Origin of the sequence: Halomonas sp. GD1P12 (assembly GCF_025725645.1) — a bacterium.
GTDB lineage: Bacteria > Pseudomonadota > Gammaproteobacteria > Pseudomonadales > Halomonadaceae > Vreelandella.
Genome location: NZ_CP107007.1, coordinates 3,263,138 through 3,276,469, shown reverse-complemented (window position 1 = coordinate 3,276,469; position 13,332 = coordinate 3,263,138). Strand labels below are relative to the sequence as shown.

The window sequence follows — 13,332 nt, the reverse complement described above, 5'->3', positions numbered from 1 at the left end:
GCTCGTCGTCAATCCTTTCGCAATCAGTGAGAACTCTCATGGGCTTCGATTTTGCCACGCCTGTCGAGCGGCGCCACCCCGAAGGGGGCTACTCGTCACAAAAATGGCACCGCTACGGCGCCGACATCCTGCCGCTGTGGGTGGCGGACATGGACTTTCGTTCGCCGCCGGCGGTGATCGAGGCGCTCGAGCGCCGCGTCGCCCACGGCGTGTATGGCTACGGCGAGGTGCCCGAAACGCTCAAGAAGACGCTTTGTGATTGGAGCGCGGCACACTACGACTGGCCGATCGAGGCCGAGTGGCAGCACTGGCTGCCCGGCGTGGTGCCCGCACTGCACTTCGCCACGCTGGCGCTGACAAAGCCCGGCGACGCCGTGCTCACCGCCACACCCATCTACCCGCCGTTTCTGGCCGTGGCCGAGCGTACCGGGCGCGTGAGTCAGCAGGCAAGACTCGCCGAACCCACCAGCCCCGGCGAGTCCTGGCGGCTCGATCTCGAAGCGTTGGAAGCTGCCATCACGCCAGAGACGCGTCTGCTGCTCTGGTGCCACCCGCACAACCCGACCGGCCGCGTCTGGCGCCATGAAGAGCTTGAAGGATTGGCCGAGCTGGTCGCGCGCTTCGATCTTTTCGTGGTGTCCGACGAGCTGCACTGCGATCTTCTGCTCGAGGAGGGTGCGCAACACCGCCCGTTGGCCGCACTGTTTCCGGAGCTCGCCCGGCGCACGATCACGCTCTGGGCGCCGTCCAAGACCTTCAACCTGGCAGGGCTCTCGAGCGCCTGCGCGGTGATTCCGGACGCCACGCTCCGCCAGCGATTTGCCACGGCCTGCAAGGGGCTACTACCGGAGGTGAATGTGCTGGGTCTGGTGGCCGCCGACGCCGCCTATGGCCAGGGCGAGCCCTGGCGCCAGGCGCTGCTAGAGGTGCTGCGCGGCCACCGCGACAGGCTAAAGCAGTATGTGGCCCGCTGGCCCGGGGTGAGTCTAAGCGTCCCGGAGGCGACCTATCTGGCGTGGCTCGACGTGCGCCGGGCGAATCTGGGCGATTCGCCCTATCAAGCGCTCAAGGAGCAAGCGGGAGTGGCGCTTTCCGACGGAGCGGCGTTTGGCCGCCCCGGCTTTCTGCGCCTGAATTTCGGCACCACGGGCGCCGAGCTCGAAGCGGCGCTTTTGCGGCTCGACGCGGTGCTGGGGCCCGCGGCTCAGTAGAGCAGCGCAAAGAGCTTGCGACGGTAGGCCACGGTCAACGGGTGGTCGGCGCCGAGGGCGTCGAACACCTGCAAAAGCGTCTTGCGCGCGGCGTCATCGTTATAGGCGCGATCGGACTTCATCAGCGTCAGAAGCCCTTCAAGGCCCGTATCGTAGTCGCCGTCGGCGACCTGACGCAGGGCGCGCTGGTAGCGCGCTTCGCTGTCGTCGCGAACCCCCAGGGCGGCGATTTCCTCGGCGGAGAGGGCCTGCTCGCTGAATTCGATGCTGGCGCGTACGCCGCGGGCGGCTGCTCCTTCGCGCTCTTCCGGCGGCAAGTTGTCGAGCACGCTGCGCGCCTCGTCGCGCTGGCCCTCGGCCACCAGCACCTTCGCCATGGCTACCTGGTAGGCGTGGTACTCCGGGTACTGGGTGATCAGCGTCTGGTAGATCTCCCTGGCGGTGGCGGTGTCACCCTCGGCCAGCGCCGCTTCGGCCTGCTCTTCGGGCGTGGCCGGTGCATCCTCCGGGGCCTGAATGTAGCGCCCGAGCCACTCACGCACCTCTTTTTCCGGCAGCGCCCCCTGGAAGCCATCGACCAGGCCGCCCTGGCTTACGAGCTTGACGTCCGGCACCGAGCGCACGCCGAGCTGTGCGGCGATCTCCGGGTTGGCCTGAGCGTCGAGTTTGGCCAGCAGGAAGGCGCCGCCGTACTCCAGCGCCAGCTTTTCGAGCACGCTGATCAGCTGCTGGCAGGGCTCGTTGGCCGGCGAGTAGCTGTCGAGCAGCACCGGTACCTGGCTCGAGGCTTCCAGCACTTTCTGAATGTTGGCCGCGCTCAGCTCGATGATCACATCGTCGCGGGCGACGGCGGGCCGGCTGCCGCTGGCGGCAGTGTCGGCGGCGGGTTCGGCCGTCAGCGTATTTCCGGTGCGGGGATCAATAATCGACATGTCACGTTCTGCGCTCTGCTAGGGAAAGAATAAAACAAGCATGGCACATGATATTAAGGCGGGGAGGGCGTTATTCAAGCGGTGCCGCGCAGGCAACGACACCGCAAAGGTGTGACCGGTTATTGGCGGGCGTCGAGCTCGGCCTGCATGTCGTCGATCATGGCGTACATGTCGTCACATAGCGCCTGGGAGGGCTCGTGACCTGATCCTGGCTCCATCAGTTCGAGCTCGTCCTGATGGCGAGAAAGTACGTCCTGAACGCCGCCGGCGCTGGTGATCGCTTCCATGTCAGCGGTGAGCTCCTCGGCAGTTTTGCCCTGCTGCATCTGGTTGGCCGCGTAGGCTTCCAGCTGGTCGTACACGTTCTGGTTGGCGGCCATCAGCGCCTCGGACGAGCACGCCTGGCTTTGAGCGAAGGCGCCCTGGGTGGTTAGGGCCGCGGCCAGGCTCAGAAATAGGGCGAATTTTTTCATGAAGACACATCCTTTATAGGTAGAGCGTTGCGCTCAAGAGACACTCTCAAGTGGGAGTCGTTCCCGTAATGACGTCATTTGAACGGGAAACGCCGGCAGCACCGCCTGGAAAAGCGCCTGCCCCTCTGGTGAGGTCAGCGTCAATGGCGAGGTGACGGGGCGGTCCTCGACCAGCCGCCCGGCGCCCATGACCAGTACCCGTGAGCAGAAGCGCTCGACCAGACGAAGATCGTGAGTGACGAACAAGAACGCCACGCCAACGTCGCGCTGCAAAGCGGTGAAGAGTTCGAGCATCTGGAGCTGCAGGTGCAGATCCAGATTCGAGACCGCTTCATCCAGCACGATCAGCGACGGCCGAGGCGCAAGTGCCCGGGCGATACACACGCGCTGAAGCTGACCGCCGCTGAGTTCGAACGGGTAGCGGTGGGCAAGCCGGCGGGCCAGGCCGACGGCGTCGAGAAGCTCCGCCACCCGGGCCGGGTGCTGGGCACGGTCCAGGTCGGTGAGGTGAATCAGCGGCTCGCTGATGATATCACTCACGGTGAGGCGCGGGTTCACCGCGTTCTGCGGATCCTGAAACACCATTTGCACCTGGCGGCGAAACGCCTGCCAGCCGGGTTTGTCGAGGTTGGATAACGCGTTGCCTTGAAAACGCACCGTGCCCAGGCTTGGCGTTTCGAGCCCGGTGAGCAGGCGCGCCAGAGTGCTCTTGCCGCAGCCGCTGCGCCCGAGAAGCCCCAGGGTTTCGCCCGGTGCGATCTCAAGCGACACCTCTGACAGCACGGGCTGGGCCGGGCGGCGGCGCAACAGCGACCGCCTCGAGGAGTAGCCGTGAGAGACGCCTTCGGCGCTTAAAAAACTCATATGACCAGCCTCATGACGGTGCCTGCCGATGCGGGTAGAGCGCCAGGTGCGCCTCGACCAGCGCCCGGGTGACGCCGTGCTGCGGGCGCTCAAAAAGCGTTTCGACCGGTGCGCTCTCCACCAGCCGGCCCTGGTCCATCACCAGCACCCGGTCGGCCAGGCGCGCCACCACGCCCATGTCGTGGGTGATCAGCAAAAGCCCCAGCCCGAAGCGCGTACGCAGATCGGCGAGCAGATCGAGGATGTCGCGCTGGTGGATCACATCGAGATCCGTGGTCGGCTCGTCGGCGAACAGAAACGGCGCTTCGCTTGCCAGCGCCAGCGCGATCATCGTGCGCTGCAGCATCCCGCCGCTCATTTCAAACGGATAAAGCTTCAACAGCCGCTCGGGCTCATCGAGCCCCGCGTCGAGCATCGCCTGGCGGCTACGCGGCCCGCGCGCCTTTCTCGCCACGCCTAGCGCCTTGAGCGTTTCATCGAAGTGGCTTTTGAGCGTGCGCACCGGATTGAAGGCGCTGCGCGGGTTTTGCATGATCGAGGCGACCACTCGTCCGCGCAAAAGCGACGCGGCGATCGGCATACCGTCGAGGTGGACCTGGCCCGCGCGTTTGATCGTACCGCTGGGCAGGGTGTCGAGGGCCGCGGCGCAGCTCAGCGACTTGCCCGAGCCGCTGGCGCCGACCAGCGCCACCACTTCGCCGCGCTCGAGAGTGATCGAGACGTCGTCGACCAGACGCTCGTCGTGGGTGTCGACGGTCATGCCTTCAAGGGTCAGGGTGCGGTGCGTGGGCGGCGCGTTCAATGCGTGTGCTCCCGTTGAAGTTGAGGGTCGAGGCGGTCGCGCAGCGCGTCGCCCAGCAGGTTGAAGGCCATCACGCTCAAAAACAGCGCCAGCCCCGGCCAGAGCATCAAACGTGGCTCGGTCCAGACGAACTGGCGCGCATCCGAGAGCATCACGCCCCACTCCGGCGTGGGGGCGGCGACCCCGAGCCCGAGAAACGACAGGCCCGAGACGTGTAGCATGATGTGACCGATATCGAGCGAGGCGAGCACCGCCAGCTGCGAAAGCGTGGATGGCAGCAGGTGGCGGGTAAAGATGCGCAGCCGCCCGGCGCCGGCCATGCGCGCGGCGCTGATGTAGTCGCGGTGCTTGAGCGACAGCACCACCGAGCGAGTGATCCGCGCGTACCAGGCCCAGTGGGAGAGGGCGATGGCGAGTATCACGTTGGTAAGCCCCGTGCCCAGCATGCCGATCATGAACAGCGACAGCACGAAGGTGGGGAAGGTCAGAAAGATATCCGTCATGCGCATGGTGATCTGATCGAAGCGCCCGCCGATGACCCCGGCGCTGCCGCCCACCACGATGCCCAGCGCCAGCAGCAGTGAAAGCGTCACGGCGACCACGCCGAGCGAGACCCGCGTGCCCTCCAGAAGCCGTGCGAGAATGTCGCGCCCCAAGTGGTCGGTGCCGAGCCAGTGCGTGGCGCTCGGCGGGGCGAGGCGCTCGGAGAGCGTCACGGCGTTGGGGTCAAACGGCGAGAGCCCGGCGCCGAACAGCGCCACGAACACCAGCCCCGCCACCAGCGCCAGAGCGATGCAGGTGGTCAGGCGCGCCTTGGGCAAGCGCCCCCGAGATGGAGAATGAGACGACGGCGAGAACGATGCGCTCGAAGACCTCACTGCACGCCCTCCCTGGAAATACGAATGCGCGGGTCGGCGGCGGCGTAAACGATATCGACGATCAGATTGCAGACCACGAAGATGGTCACCATCAGCAGCGTGAAGCACTGGATGACCGGGTAGTCGCGGTTGAAGATCGCCGATACGGCGTAGCGCCCCACGCCCGGCCAGCCGAAGATGCTCTCGATGATCAGCGTGCCGCCGATCAGCTCGCCGACGTGCATGCCGGTGGCGGTGATGATCGGAAGCAGGGCGTTTCTCAGCACGTGGCGGCGCTCCACCTCGCGCTCGCCAAGCCCGCGCAGACGGGCGTACTGCACGTGGCGCTGGCTTCCCACCTCCAGCATGCTGGCGCGCAGCATCCGCGCGTTGATCGAAAGCGACATCAGCGAAATCGCCACGGCCGGCAGCACCAAGTGCGCGACGCCGCCGCGGCCCATCGGCGGAAGCCACCCCAGGGTCACCGAAAACAGCAGCACCAGCAGAAAGCCGAGCCAGAAGTTGGGCATCGATACACCAAAAAAGGCGATCAGGCGCACGACGAGATCCGGGGCGCGGTGATGGTGGCGCGCCGCCCAGCGGCCGAGCGGAATCGATACCAGCAGCGTCAGCACCAGCGCGACGCCGGCAAGCTCGAGGGTCGCCGGCAGAAAGTGCAGCATGTCCTCGAATACCGGGCGCTGGGTGGCGTAGGAGACGCCGAAATCGAGGCGCACCGCGCTTGAAAGCCACTGAGCGTACTGAGTGATCAGCGGCTGGTCGAGGCCGAGCGCCGCCCGCGCGTGCTCGAGCGCCTGGGGCGTGGGCGGCACCTGGGAGAGGCGCAGGTAGTCCATCGCCGGATCCGACGGCCCGAGACGCAGCAGCAAAAAGATGATGATGGACGCCGCCAGCAGTAGTAGCGGCAGCAATAAAAGCCGCTTGAGGATGAAACCGGCCATCAACGCCCGGCCTCGGGGGTGAACCGATCAAACGGAATTTCGCTGGCCATGGCGCCAAAGTGGATCTCGCCGACCTCAGGGGAGGCCACGGCGAGCACGCTGGCGTAGGTCAGCGGCAGATAGACGGCGGCTTCGTGCAGGCGGGTCAAAAGCGTCTCGTAAAGCGCCTGGCGCTGCGTCTCGTCGGTCGAGGTCAGAATCTCGCCAATCAGCGCGTCGATCTCGGGTTTGTCAGAAAGCCCCAACTGCGCCTGGTAGTCGGCGTGGGCGGGCGCGCGCATGGCGCTAATAAACGCGTGGGGATCAAACGGCGCGCCCCAGGTCCGGTTGAAGATCATGCCGAAGCGCCCGTCGCGCTGGCGGGCGTAGACACTGCTCTCCTCCTCGCCGATCAGGCGAACCATCATGCCCAGCGCGGAAAGCTCTGCCTGGATGATTTCCGCGGTAGATTTCGACACCGCGTCGTTGCCCACGAACACCAAATCGATCTGCAGCGGCTCGCCCTCCTTCATGCGCACGCCGCGGTCCATGCGCCAGCCCGCCTCATCGAGCAGCTCGGCGGCGCGGTCTGGATCGAACGCGTAGGGGGTGAGTCCCACATCGGCGTAGGGCACGCCGGGGGCGAATAGCGTGTCGGCGACCTGCTGCGTGCCGTAGAAAACGCTTTGGGCGATGCTGGCCTTGTCCACCGCGTGATTGATCGCCTGGCGTACGGCCAGCTCCGCCGTGGCGCCGCGCTGGCTGTTCAGCGCCAGCATCAGGGTTTCCGTCGGCTCGGAAAGCGCCGTCGTATAGCGCTCGTCCTGGGAGAAACGGGTAAAGGTGTCCGGCGAGATCAGGCCGTTGGGCCCGTAAATCAGGTCGATCTGACCGGTTTGAAGCGCCAGCGCCCGGGTGTTGGGATCGACGATCACGCTGACGTTTACCTCATCAAAGGCCGGCGCTTCGCCCCAGTAGGCGTCGTTTCGCACGAAACGATCGAACTCGCCCAGACGCGTCTCAATGAGCTGCCAAGCCCCGGTGCCAATCGGCGCGCTCACGCCGGCGGTAAACGTGCCGTCGACCAGCTGCGACGGGGCGATAAAGCGAAACGGGCGGGGCAGCGCCAAATCCTGCAGTACCGGGTAGTAGGGCGCGTGCAGGTTCAGCTCGACGCGAAACTCGTCCAGCGCGCGAACGCTTTCGATCTGCTCGGTCAGCCCAAGCCAGGCGTGGCGCTCGCGGTGGGCCAGAATCGCGTCGAAGTTGGCCACCACCGCCGCGGCGTTGAAGGGCTCGCCGTTGGAGAAGGTGACGTCGTCGCGCAGCGTAAAGGTATAGGTGCGCCCGTCGTTGGTGATTTCCCAGCGCCTGGCAAGCCAGGGCGCCACGATGCCGTCGGCCTGGTAGCGCACCAGCGGTTCATACACCATCGCCTGGGCGAACATCTGGTTGGGCGTATAAAGGTGCGGGTTCAGCGCCCCCACGTTGCTCGGCCAGGAAGCGTCGAGCCGCGATTCGGCCGCGGCCGGGCCGCCAGGGCCCAGCGTCAGAGAGAGTGCCAGAAGGGCGCCTAGAGCTGCGCGCATGATCACCTCGGTTCGCTCGAGCATTCGCTCGAACAGTGTGCAGAGTCAGTATGAAGAATTGCGAAAATTATCATACTTTCCCACCGAGGCGTAGGCAGGTGCCCGCTTGCGGCTTTTCAGAGCGAGCGGGTGCCGCGCTAGCTTGTCTGGCCGCAGCGCTCGATCTCGTCGGCGATCTGCTCGAGCAGTGCCGGGTAGAGCGACGCATCCAGCGCCAAGCCTACGCCCAGCGGGTCGAGCACGCCGGTATAGACCGCGGTGTCGCCAAAGACGCTCTCGACGAGACGGGCGTTGAACTGCGGCTCGCTGAACACGCACTGAATGTTCTCGTCACGCACCAGGTTCTGGAGCGCCTCGATACGCGCCGGGCTTGGAGAAGAGGCGTCACCCAGCGAGATCGCCCCGGCAGCCGGTACGTCGAAAGCCTCTTCGAAATACTGGTAGGCGTCGTGAAAGACGACGTAGCGGGTGTCGTGCTGATCGATGAGCTGCTCTGCAAGCCGCGCCTCGAGGGCGTCGAGCGCTTGCCGGCCTTGCTCGGCGTTGGCGCGGTAGTCGTTAGCGTTGCCCGGGTCGAGCTCGCTTAGCTGCTCGGCGATGGCGCCCAGCCACTGGCGGGCGTTGTCCGGCGAGAGCCAGGCGTGGGGGTTGGTGCCTTCGTGGCTATGCTCGTGGCTGTGTTCGTGACCCTGGTCCTGCTCGCGGTCATGCCCATGATCGTGATCGTGAGAATGATCGTGGGCGTGGCCGACGCTATCGTCCAGGGCGAAGGTGGCGCTGTCGCGGTACGTGAGCACGGTGGTGTTTGGGGCCTTGAGAAGCTCCAGATGGCGCGCATCACTTGCCAGGTTCTCGATCGGCGCGGTGAGCCAGGGCGTCAGGTCGTGGCTTACCCAGACGACCAGGTCGGCATCATTCAGGGCCTGGGCTTCGGAAGGGCGCAGCGAGTAGCCGTGGGGCGAGGCGCCGGGCCGGATGAAAAGCGCAGGCTCGCCGTGTTCGCCCAGCACGGTGGCGACCAGCGACTGCACCGGGGGAATGTCTACCGCAACGCGGGGAGCGTCGGCGGCAGCGGCCAGAGGGAAGGCCAGCAGCAGGGGCCAGGATAAACGCGTAGACAGCATGGTGTGCTCCAGAGAGTCATCGAGGGTGGGTCAGGTGACGGCCTTTTACCGACAGCGGCAGGGAAGGGTCGTCAAGACTCGATAGCCATGTTATAACATAACAATATTTTACAAGACGATGCTACCGATGGAATTAGCTCCCAATACCCCGGACGACGTGCTGGTAAGCATTTCGCACCTGAGCGTGCGTTTCGGAAGCGAGTTCGTGCTCGAGAACATCGACCTGACGCTCTATCGCCATCAGATACTCACGCTGATCGGCCCCAACGGGTCGGGCAAGTCGACGCTGGTCAAGACGCTGATCGGCGCGGTCAAGCCCGCCACTGGCAGTGTGCGAGTCGGCGCAGGGCTGCGCATCGGCTACGTGCCCCAGCGCCTGCATCTCGACCCGACGCTGCCGATGACGGTCAAGCGCTTTATCAACCTGCCGCACCGCCAGGCCCCGGCGGCGGTCGAGCGCGCCCTCGACGAGGCCGGCGCCGGGCATCTTCTGCAGGCGACGATGAGCCATCTGTCCGGCGGCCAGTTCCAGCGCGTGCTCTTGGCGCGGGCGCTTCTGACCCGGCCGGACATTCTGATTCTGGATGAGGCCACCCAAGGGCTCGACCAGCGCGGCACGGCAGAGTTCTATCGCCGTATCGAGGCGGTGCGCCAGCGTTACGGCTGCGCCGTGCTGATGGTCAGCCACGACCTGAACGTGGTGATGCGCACCGCCGACCACGTCGTCTGCCTGAACCGCACCCTGTGCTGTCAGGGCAAGCCCGAGCGGGTGGCGGCGTCGCCGGATTACCAGGCGCTGTTCGGCGAAACGCTCCTCAACAGCGAGGGTAATGAGGCGCTAGCGCTTTACCGTCATCACCCGGGAGAGGTCGCCGATGCTGGATGATTTCATGGTGCGCGCTACCCTTGCCGGCGTGCTGGTGGCGCTGGCGGCGGCGCCGCTTGGCTGCTTCGTCGTCTGGCGGCGCATGGCTTACTTTGGCGACGCCACCGCCCACGCCGCGATTCTGGGCGTAGCGCTTTCGCTGCTCATGGATATGTCGATCTTTACCGGGGTGCTGGCGGTGGCGCTGGTCATGGCCTTCGGGGTATCGATGCTCAGCGGGCGAGGCGTTGCCATGGATACGCTGCTCGGTGTGGCCGCCCACTCGGCCTTGGCGGTTGGGCTGGTGGCGGTGTCGTTTCTCTCCGGGGTGCGCATCGATTTAAACGCTTATCTCTTTGGCGACATTCTGGCGGTGGGCAAGCGTGATCTGTGGGTCATCGGTGGCGGGGCCCTGTCGGTGATGGCGCTTCTGCGCTGGCGCTGGTCGGCGCTTTTAATGGCGACCCTGAACGACGAGCTCGCCTACGTCAGCGGCGTCTCCCCGCGCCGAGAGCAGCTCATTCTGACCCTTTCGCTTGCCGTGGTCGTGGCCGTGGCGCTGAAGGTGGTGGGGGTGCTTCTGATCACCGCGCTTTTGATCATCCCTGCGGCGGCGGCGCGGCCCTTCTGCCGCACGCCGGAGGTCATGGCCATCGGCGCTGTCGGCGTGGCGCTTGCCGCGGTGGTCGGCGGGCTGAAAACCGCCTATGCGCTCGACACCCCCACCGGCCCGACCATGGTGACGCTGGCCGCCGCGCTGTTTCTGGCGGCAACGCTTACAAGCCAGGGCCTGCGCCTCGCCCAACGCCTGATGGTGAGTGCCTGATGCGCGCCCCAACACTCAAACACCGGAGATCGCCATGACGTTACAACGCAAAGCCACACAATCACGCCTGCCCGATCACGCTGCGGCGGACACCGATATCAGCGTGCTGCCGCGCATCTTCGACGAGGCGATCAACATCGCCGTGCTCGAGCGGGCGCTGCCGGCGGATATAGCGCTGAGCGCCCGGGCCCAGTGTCAGACCGAACGCACCTGGCAATTTAGCTGGCTGGGAGAAATCAACGAGGCCTTCACCGAGGATCTGCGCCGCCACCTGCCGGCCCCGGAAGCCGGCGAGGCGCTGATCGAGGATATCGCGACCGTCGCCTCCGCCGTGGCTTTTCTGTTCGAGACCGACACGGTCGGCGTGCGGCTAAGGCTTTTGAACAGCGCCATGTGTCCGCGCTTTCACTGCGACAACCTGGCGGTGCGCCTGGTCACGACCTACGTGGGCCCGGGCAGCGAGTGGCTGCCGGAGCACGCCGTCAACCGTCTGGGGCTGGGCGCGCCCCGCGCTGATCGCCCGGAGGTCGCGGCCGACCCGCACGCCGTTCAGTGTCTGGAGTGCGGCGATATCGCGCTGATCAAGGGCAGCGGCTGGATAGGCTGCGAAGAGCGCGGGCTCGCCCATCGAAGCCCGGCGCTCACACCCGGCGAGAAGCGGCTTTTGGTGACCATCGACCCGGCCTGAAGGAGTGAACGTCATGACGACACCGCCCTTGATTCCCGTCAACGTGCTCACCGGCTTTCTGGGCAGCGGCAAGACCACGCTGCTCAACCGTTGGGTGCGCCAGATCTCCATGGACAACACCCTGGTGGTGATCAACGAGTTCGGCGACATTGGCCTCGATCATCAGCTGATCACCCAAAGCGACGAGCAGGCCGTGATCGAGATGAGCAGCGGCTGTCTGTGCTGTACGCTGCGCGGCGACTTGAGCCGCACCCTGCGCGAGGCGCTCGAGGATCTCGAGGTGCGGGGCAAGCCCGCCCCAGCGCGCGTGGTGATCGAAACCACGGGGCTGGCGCTGCCGACTTCCCTTTTGCAGCTGTTGATGACCGATGCCTGGCTTGCGCACCGCTTCAAGCTCGACAGCGTCGTGTGCTGCGTGGATGCGGTCAACGGCGAGGCCACATTGGACGCTCATGAGGAGTCGCGCCAGCAGGTCGGCGTGGCGGACAAGCTCCTGATCACCAAGACCGATCTCGCCGAGCAGGCGAGGGTATCCGGGCTTGCCAACCGGCTCGCTCGGCTCAACCCGACCGCCGAGCAGTGGCAAGTGATCGACGGCAAGCTCTCCGCGAGCCTGCTGGTGGGCGCCGGGCTTTACGCCGACGGCGGCTATCAGGTCGACCAGTGGCTCAAGGCCGGGCGCTACACGGTCAGCGCCGCCGCACCCCACGCGGGCACCGCGATTTCCTTAAGCCCCGGCCCTGTCACGGCGCACCATTTAGTCGATCACCACGCCCACCAAAGCGACTCGATCCGCGCCTTCTGCTTCACCGTCGAGGAGCGCATTGCCCCGGATACGCTGGAGAACTGGCTGGACATGCTGATGTCGCTGATGGGCGACAAGATGCTGCGCATCAAGGCGGTGGTGCACCTGAGTGACCGCGACGCGCCGCTGGCGATTCACGGCGTACAGCAGATCTTCCACCCGCCTGCGGAGCTTCCTCTCGAGTGCGTTTCGGATCGCGTCTCGCGGTTCGTGTTCATCACCCAGCACATCGCGCCGGAGACGGTGGCCGAGATGTATCACTTCTTTAGCGCATCGAAAGAGAGCGCCTAGAGCGCCGCGCTCAGTGCATGACCTCGGCGCGGGTGGTCTTGAATCGCGCCCGGTAGGCGGTGGGCGTGAGCGCGTAGCGCCTGGCGAACACCTTGCGCATCCGCTCGTCCGAGCTGAACCCGGTGCGCCAGGCGATGCTCTTCATGGGCAGGTCGGTATCCAGCAGCAGCGTTTTGGCGCGCTCGCAGCGCGCCTCTTCCAGCCGGTTCAAGGGCGTCATGTTGAACTCGGCCACGAAGGTGCGGCTCAAGTGGCGCGGGCTCATGCCGGCTTTCGAGGCCATGTCCGCAAGCGTCAGCGGGGTGTCGAGGCGCTCGGCGATCCAGCGCTTGAGTTCGCGCATGCCGGGGGATCCGCTCATCTGGCTGGTCAGCGCGGTGCTGAACTGCGACTGCCCGCCCGGGCGCTTGAGATACACCACCAGGTCCCGCGCCACGTCCAGTGCCAGGTCGCGCCCGGCGTCCTGTTCGACGAAGGCCAGCGCCAGGTCGATCGCTGCGGTGACGCCGGCGCAGCTCCAGAAGTGGCCGTCCTGCACGAAGATCGCATCCGCATCCACCTCGAGCGCGGCGAAGCGCCGCTGTAAAAGCGGCGCGTAGTGCCAGTGGGTTGCGGCGCGCCGCCCGTCGAGCAGCCCCGCCTGGGCCAGAAAGAACGACCCCGTGCACAGCGCGGCAAAGCGCCGGGCGTGCTGGCCGCGCCGCTGGCACCACTGCACCAGCGCCGCTTCGCGCGCAAGCGCCTGCTCGATCTCCACGGCCCCGGCGATCATCACCGTCTCGAGTGGCGCGTTATCCGGCAACGGGCCGCCGGCGTCCAGGCTGACCCCGGTATCCGACACGACGGCCCCCGGTACCGGAGCCACCAGCGACACCCGGTAGCGAAACGCCTCGCCGTGCGCCGCGAGGCGCTGGTTGGCGTAGCTGAACACGCTAAGCGGCCCCGCCGCCTCCATCAGCTTGAAGCCGGGGTAGATAACCAGATGCACGTGCTGCTCGTCCGGCGCGTCGCTGGTCGCTGCTGCGCTGTTTGCTTCACCGCGCTGCATGGCGTCTCCTCCTGGT

14 protein-coding genes are annotated in these 13,332 nt (G+C 66.1%); 5 read left to right on the top strand and 9 right to left on the bottom strand.

Going from position 1 to position 13,332, the window contains the following annotated elements:
• The first annotated feature begins 38 nt into the window (after positions 1-38).
• On the top strand, positions 39-1,211 hold the full coding sequence (locus OCT39_RS15070; RefSeq protein WP_263585266.1) for a MalY/PatB family protein: 1,173 nt from the start codon (positions 39-41) through the stop codon (positions 1,209-1,211).
• Here the strand turns inward: OCT39_RS15070 and OCT39_RS15065 are convergent.
• From OCT39_RS15065 to OCT39_RS15030, 8 genes are all read right to left on the bottom strand, one after another.
• The gene (locus tag OCT39_RS15065) at positions 1,205-2,143 is read right to left on the bottom strand and encodes a co-chaperone YbbN (protein ID WP_263585265.1); all 939 of its coding nucleotides are present in this window, start codon (positions 2,141-2,143) and stop codon (positions 1,205-1,207) included. The genes OCT39_RS15070 and OCT39_RS15065 overlap by 7 nt on opposite strands.
• Before the next feature lie 119 nt (positions 2,144-2,262).
• Positions 2,263-2,616: a hypothetical protein gene (locus tag OCT39_RS15060; RefSeq protein WP_263585264.1), complete on the bottom strand. Its 354-nt coding sequence runs from the start codon at positions 2,614-2,616 to the stop codon at positions 2,263-2,265.
• A gap of 33 nt (positions 2,617-2,649) precedes the next feature.
• Positions 2,650-3,480, bottom strand: coding sequence for a nickel import ATP-binding protein NikE (gene nikE / locus OCT39_RS15055; protein WP_263585263.1), 831 nt, complete (start codon positions 3,478-3,480; stop codon positions 2,650-2,652).
• A gap of 10 nt (positions 3,481-3,490) precedes the next feature.
• Positions 3,491-4,282 (bottom strand): ATP-binding cassette domain-containing protein, encoded by a 792-nt coding sequence (locus OCT39_RS15050; protein ID WP_318152970.1) that lies wholly within the window; start codon positions 4,280-4,282, stop codon positions 3,491-3,493.
• The gene (nikC, locus tag OCT39_RS15045) at positions 4,279-5,103 is read right to left on the bottom strand and encodes a nickel ABC transporter permease subunit NikC (RefSeq protein ID WP_263585262.1); all 825 of its coding nucleotides are present in this window, start codon (positions 5,101-5,103) and stop codon (positions 4,279-4,281) included. The genes OCT39_RS15050 and nikC overlap by 4 nt, the downstream gene beginning before the upstream one ends.
• Before the next feature lie 53 nt (positions 5,104-5,156).
• Positions 5,157-6,101 (bottom strand): nickel ABC transporter permease subunit NikB, encoded by a 945-nt coding sequence (gene nikB / locus OCT39_RS15040; protein WP_263585261.1) that lies wholly within the window; start codon positions 6,099-6,101, stop codon positions 5,157-5,159.
• Complete coding sequence (gene nikA, locus OCT39_RS15035; RefSeq protein WP_263585260.1) at positions 6,101-7,669, bottom strand: nickel ABC transporter substrate-binding protein; 1,569 nt, start codon at positions 7,667-7,669, stop codon at positions 6,101-6,103. Before nikA ends, nikB begins: the two co-directional genes overlap by 1 nt.
• 137 nt (positions 7,670-7,806) lie before the next feature.
• Complete coding sequence (locus OCT39_RS15030) at positions 7,807-8,793, bottom strand: zinc ABC transporter substrate-binding protein (protein WP_263585259.1); 987 nt, start codon at positions 8,791-8,793, stop codon at positions 7,807-7,809.
• Positions 8,794-8,920: 127 nt separating this feature from the next.
• Here OCT39_RS15030 and OCT39_RS15025 point away from each other — a divergent pair, with 127 nt between their 5' ends.
• The 4 genes from OCT39_RS15025 to OCT39_RS15010 are packed head-to-tail and all read left to right on the top strand — an operon-like array spanning position 8,921 to position 12,268.
• Entirely contained in the window at positions 8,921-9,679 is a 759-nt protein-coding gene (locus tag OCT39_RS15025) for a metal ABC transporter ATP-binding protein (RefSeq protein ID WP_263585258.1), read from the top strand.
• Complete coding sequence (locus OCT39_RS15020) at positions 9,669-10,484, top strand: metal ABC transporter permease (RefSeq protein WP_263585257.1); 816 nt, start codon at positions 9,669-9,671, stop codon at positions 10,482-10,484. Before OCT39_RS15025 ends, OCT39_RS15020 begins: the two co-directional genes overlap by 11 nt.
• Before the next feature lie 34 nt (positions 10,485-10,518).
• Positions 10,519-11,172, top strand: a complete 654-nt coding sequence (locus OCT39_RS15015) for a DUF1826 domain-containing protein (RefSeq protein ID WP_263585256.1) — start codon at positions 10,519-10,521, stop codon at positions 11,170-11,172.
• A 13-nt stretch (positions 11,173-11,185) separates the two neighbouring features.
• Entirely contained in the window at positions 11,186-12,268 is a 1,083-nt protein-coding gene (locus tag OCT39_RS15010) for a CobW family GTP-binding protein (RefSeq protein WP_263585255.1), read from the top strand.
• 10 nt (positions 12,269-12,278) lie between these two features.
• On the opposite strand, the gene OCT39_RS15005 is transcribed toward OCT39_RS15010, so the two are convergent.
• Positions 12,279-13,316: a GlxA family transcriptional regulator gene (locus OCT39_RS15005; RefSeq protein ID WP_263585254.1), complete on the bottom strand. Its 1,038-nt coding sequence runs from the start codon at positions 13,314-13,316 to the stop codon at positions 12,279-12,281.
• Positions 13,317-13,332: the final 16 nt, after the last annotated feature.

Excerpts from the sequence above, each read along its gene's own strand:
- OCT39_RS15070 (WP_263585266.1), top strand. The coding sequence starts at position 39 with ATGGGCTTCGATTTTGCCACGCCTGTCGAGCGGCGCCACCCCGAAGGG.
- OCT39_RS15065 (WP_263585265.1), bottom strand. The coding sequence starts at position 2,143 with ATGTCGATTATTGATCCCCGCACCGGAAATACGCTGACGGCCGAACCC.
- OCT39_RS15060 (WP_263585264.1), bottom strand. The coding sequence starts at position 2,616 with ATGAAAAAATTCGCCCTATTTCTGAGCCTGGCCGCGGCCCTAACCACC.
- nikE (WP_263585263.1), bottom strand. The coding sequence starts at position 3,480 with ATGAGTTTTTTAAGCGCCGAAGGCGTCTCTCACGGCTACTCCTCGAGG.
- nikB (WP_263585261.1), bottom strand. The coding sequence starts at position 6,101 with ATGGCCGGTTTCATCCTCAAGCGGCTTTTATTGCTGCCGCTACTACTG.
- nikA (WP_263585260.1), bottom strand. The coding sequence starts at position 7,669 with ATGCGCGCAGCTCTAGGCGCCCTTCTGGCACTCTCTCTGACGCTGGGC.
- OCT39_RS15030 (WP_263585259.1), bottom strand. The coding sequence starts at position 8,793 with ATGCTGTCTACGCGTTTATCCTGGCCCCTGCTGCTGGCCTTCCCTCTG.
- OCT39_RS15025 (WP_263585258.1), top strand. The coding sequence starts at position 8,921 with ATGGAATTAGCTCCCAATACCCCGGACGACGTGCTGGTAAGCATTTCG.
- OCT39_RS15020 (WP_263585257.1), top strand. The coding sequence starts at position 9,669 with ATGCTGGATGATTTCATGGTGCGCGCTACCCTTGCCGGCGTGCTGGTG.
- OCT39_RS15015 (WP_263585256.1), top strand. The coding sequence starts at position 10,519 with ATGACGTTACAACGCAAAGCCACACAATCACGCCTGCCCGATCACGCT.
- OCT39_RS15010 (WP_263585255.1), top strand. The coding sequence starts at position 11,186 with ATGACGACACCGCCCTTGATTCCCGTCAACGTGCTCACCGGCTTTCTG.
- OCT39_RS15005 (WP_263585254.1), bottom strand. The coding sequence starts at position 13,316 with ATGCAGCGCGGTGAAGCAAACAGCGCAGCAGCGACCAGCGACGCGCCG.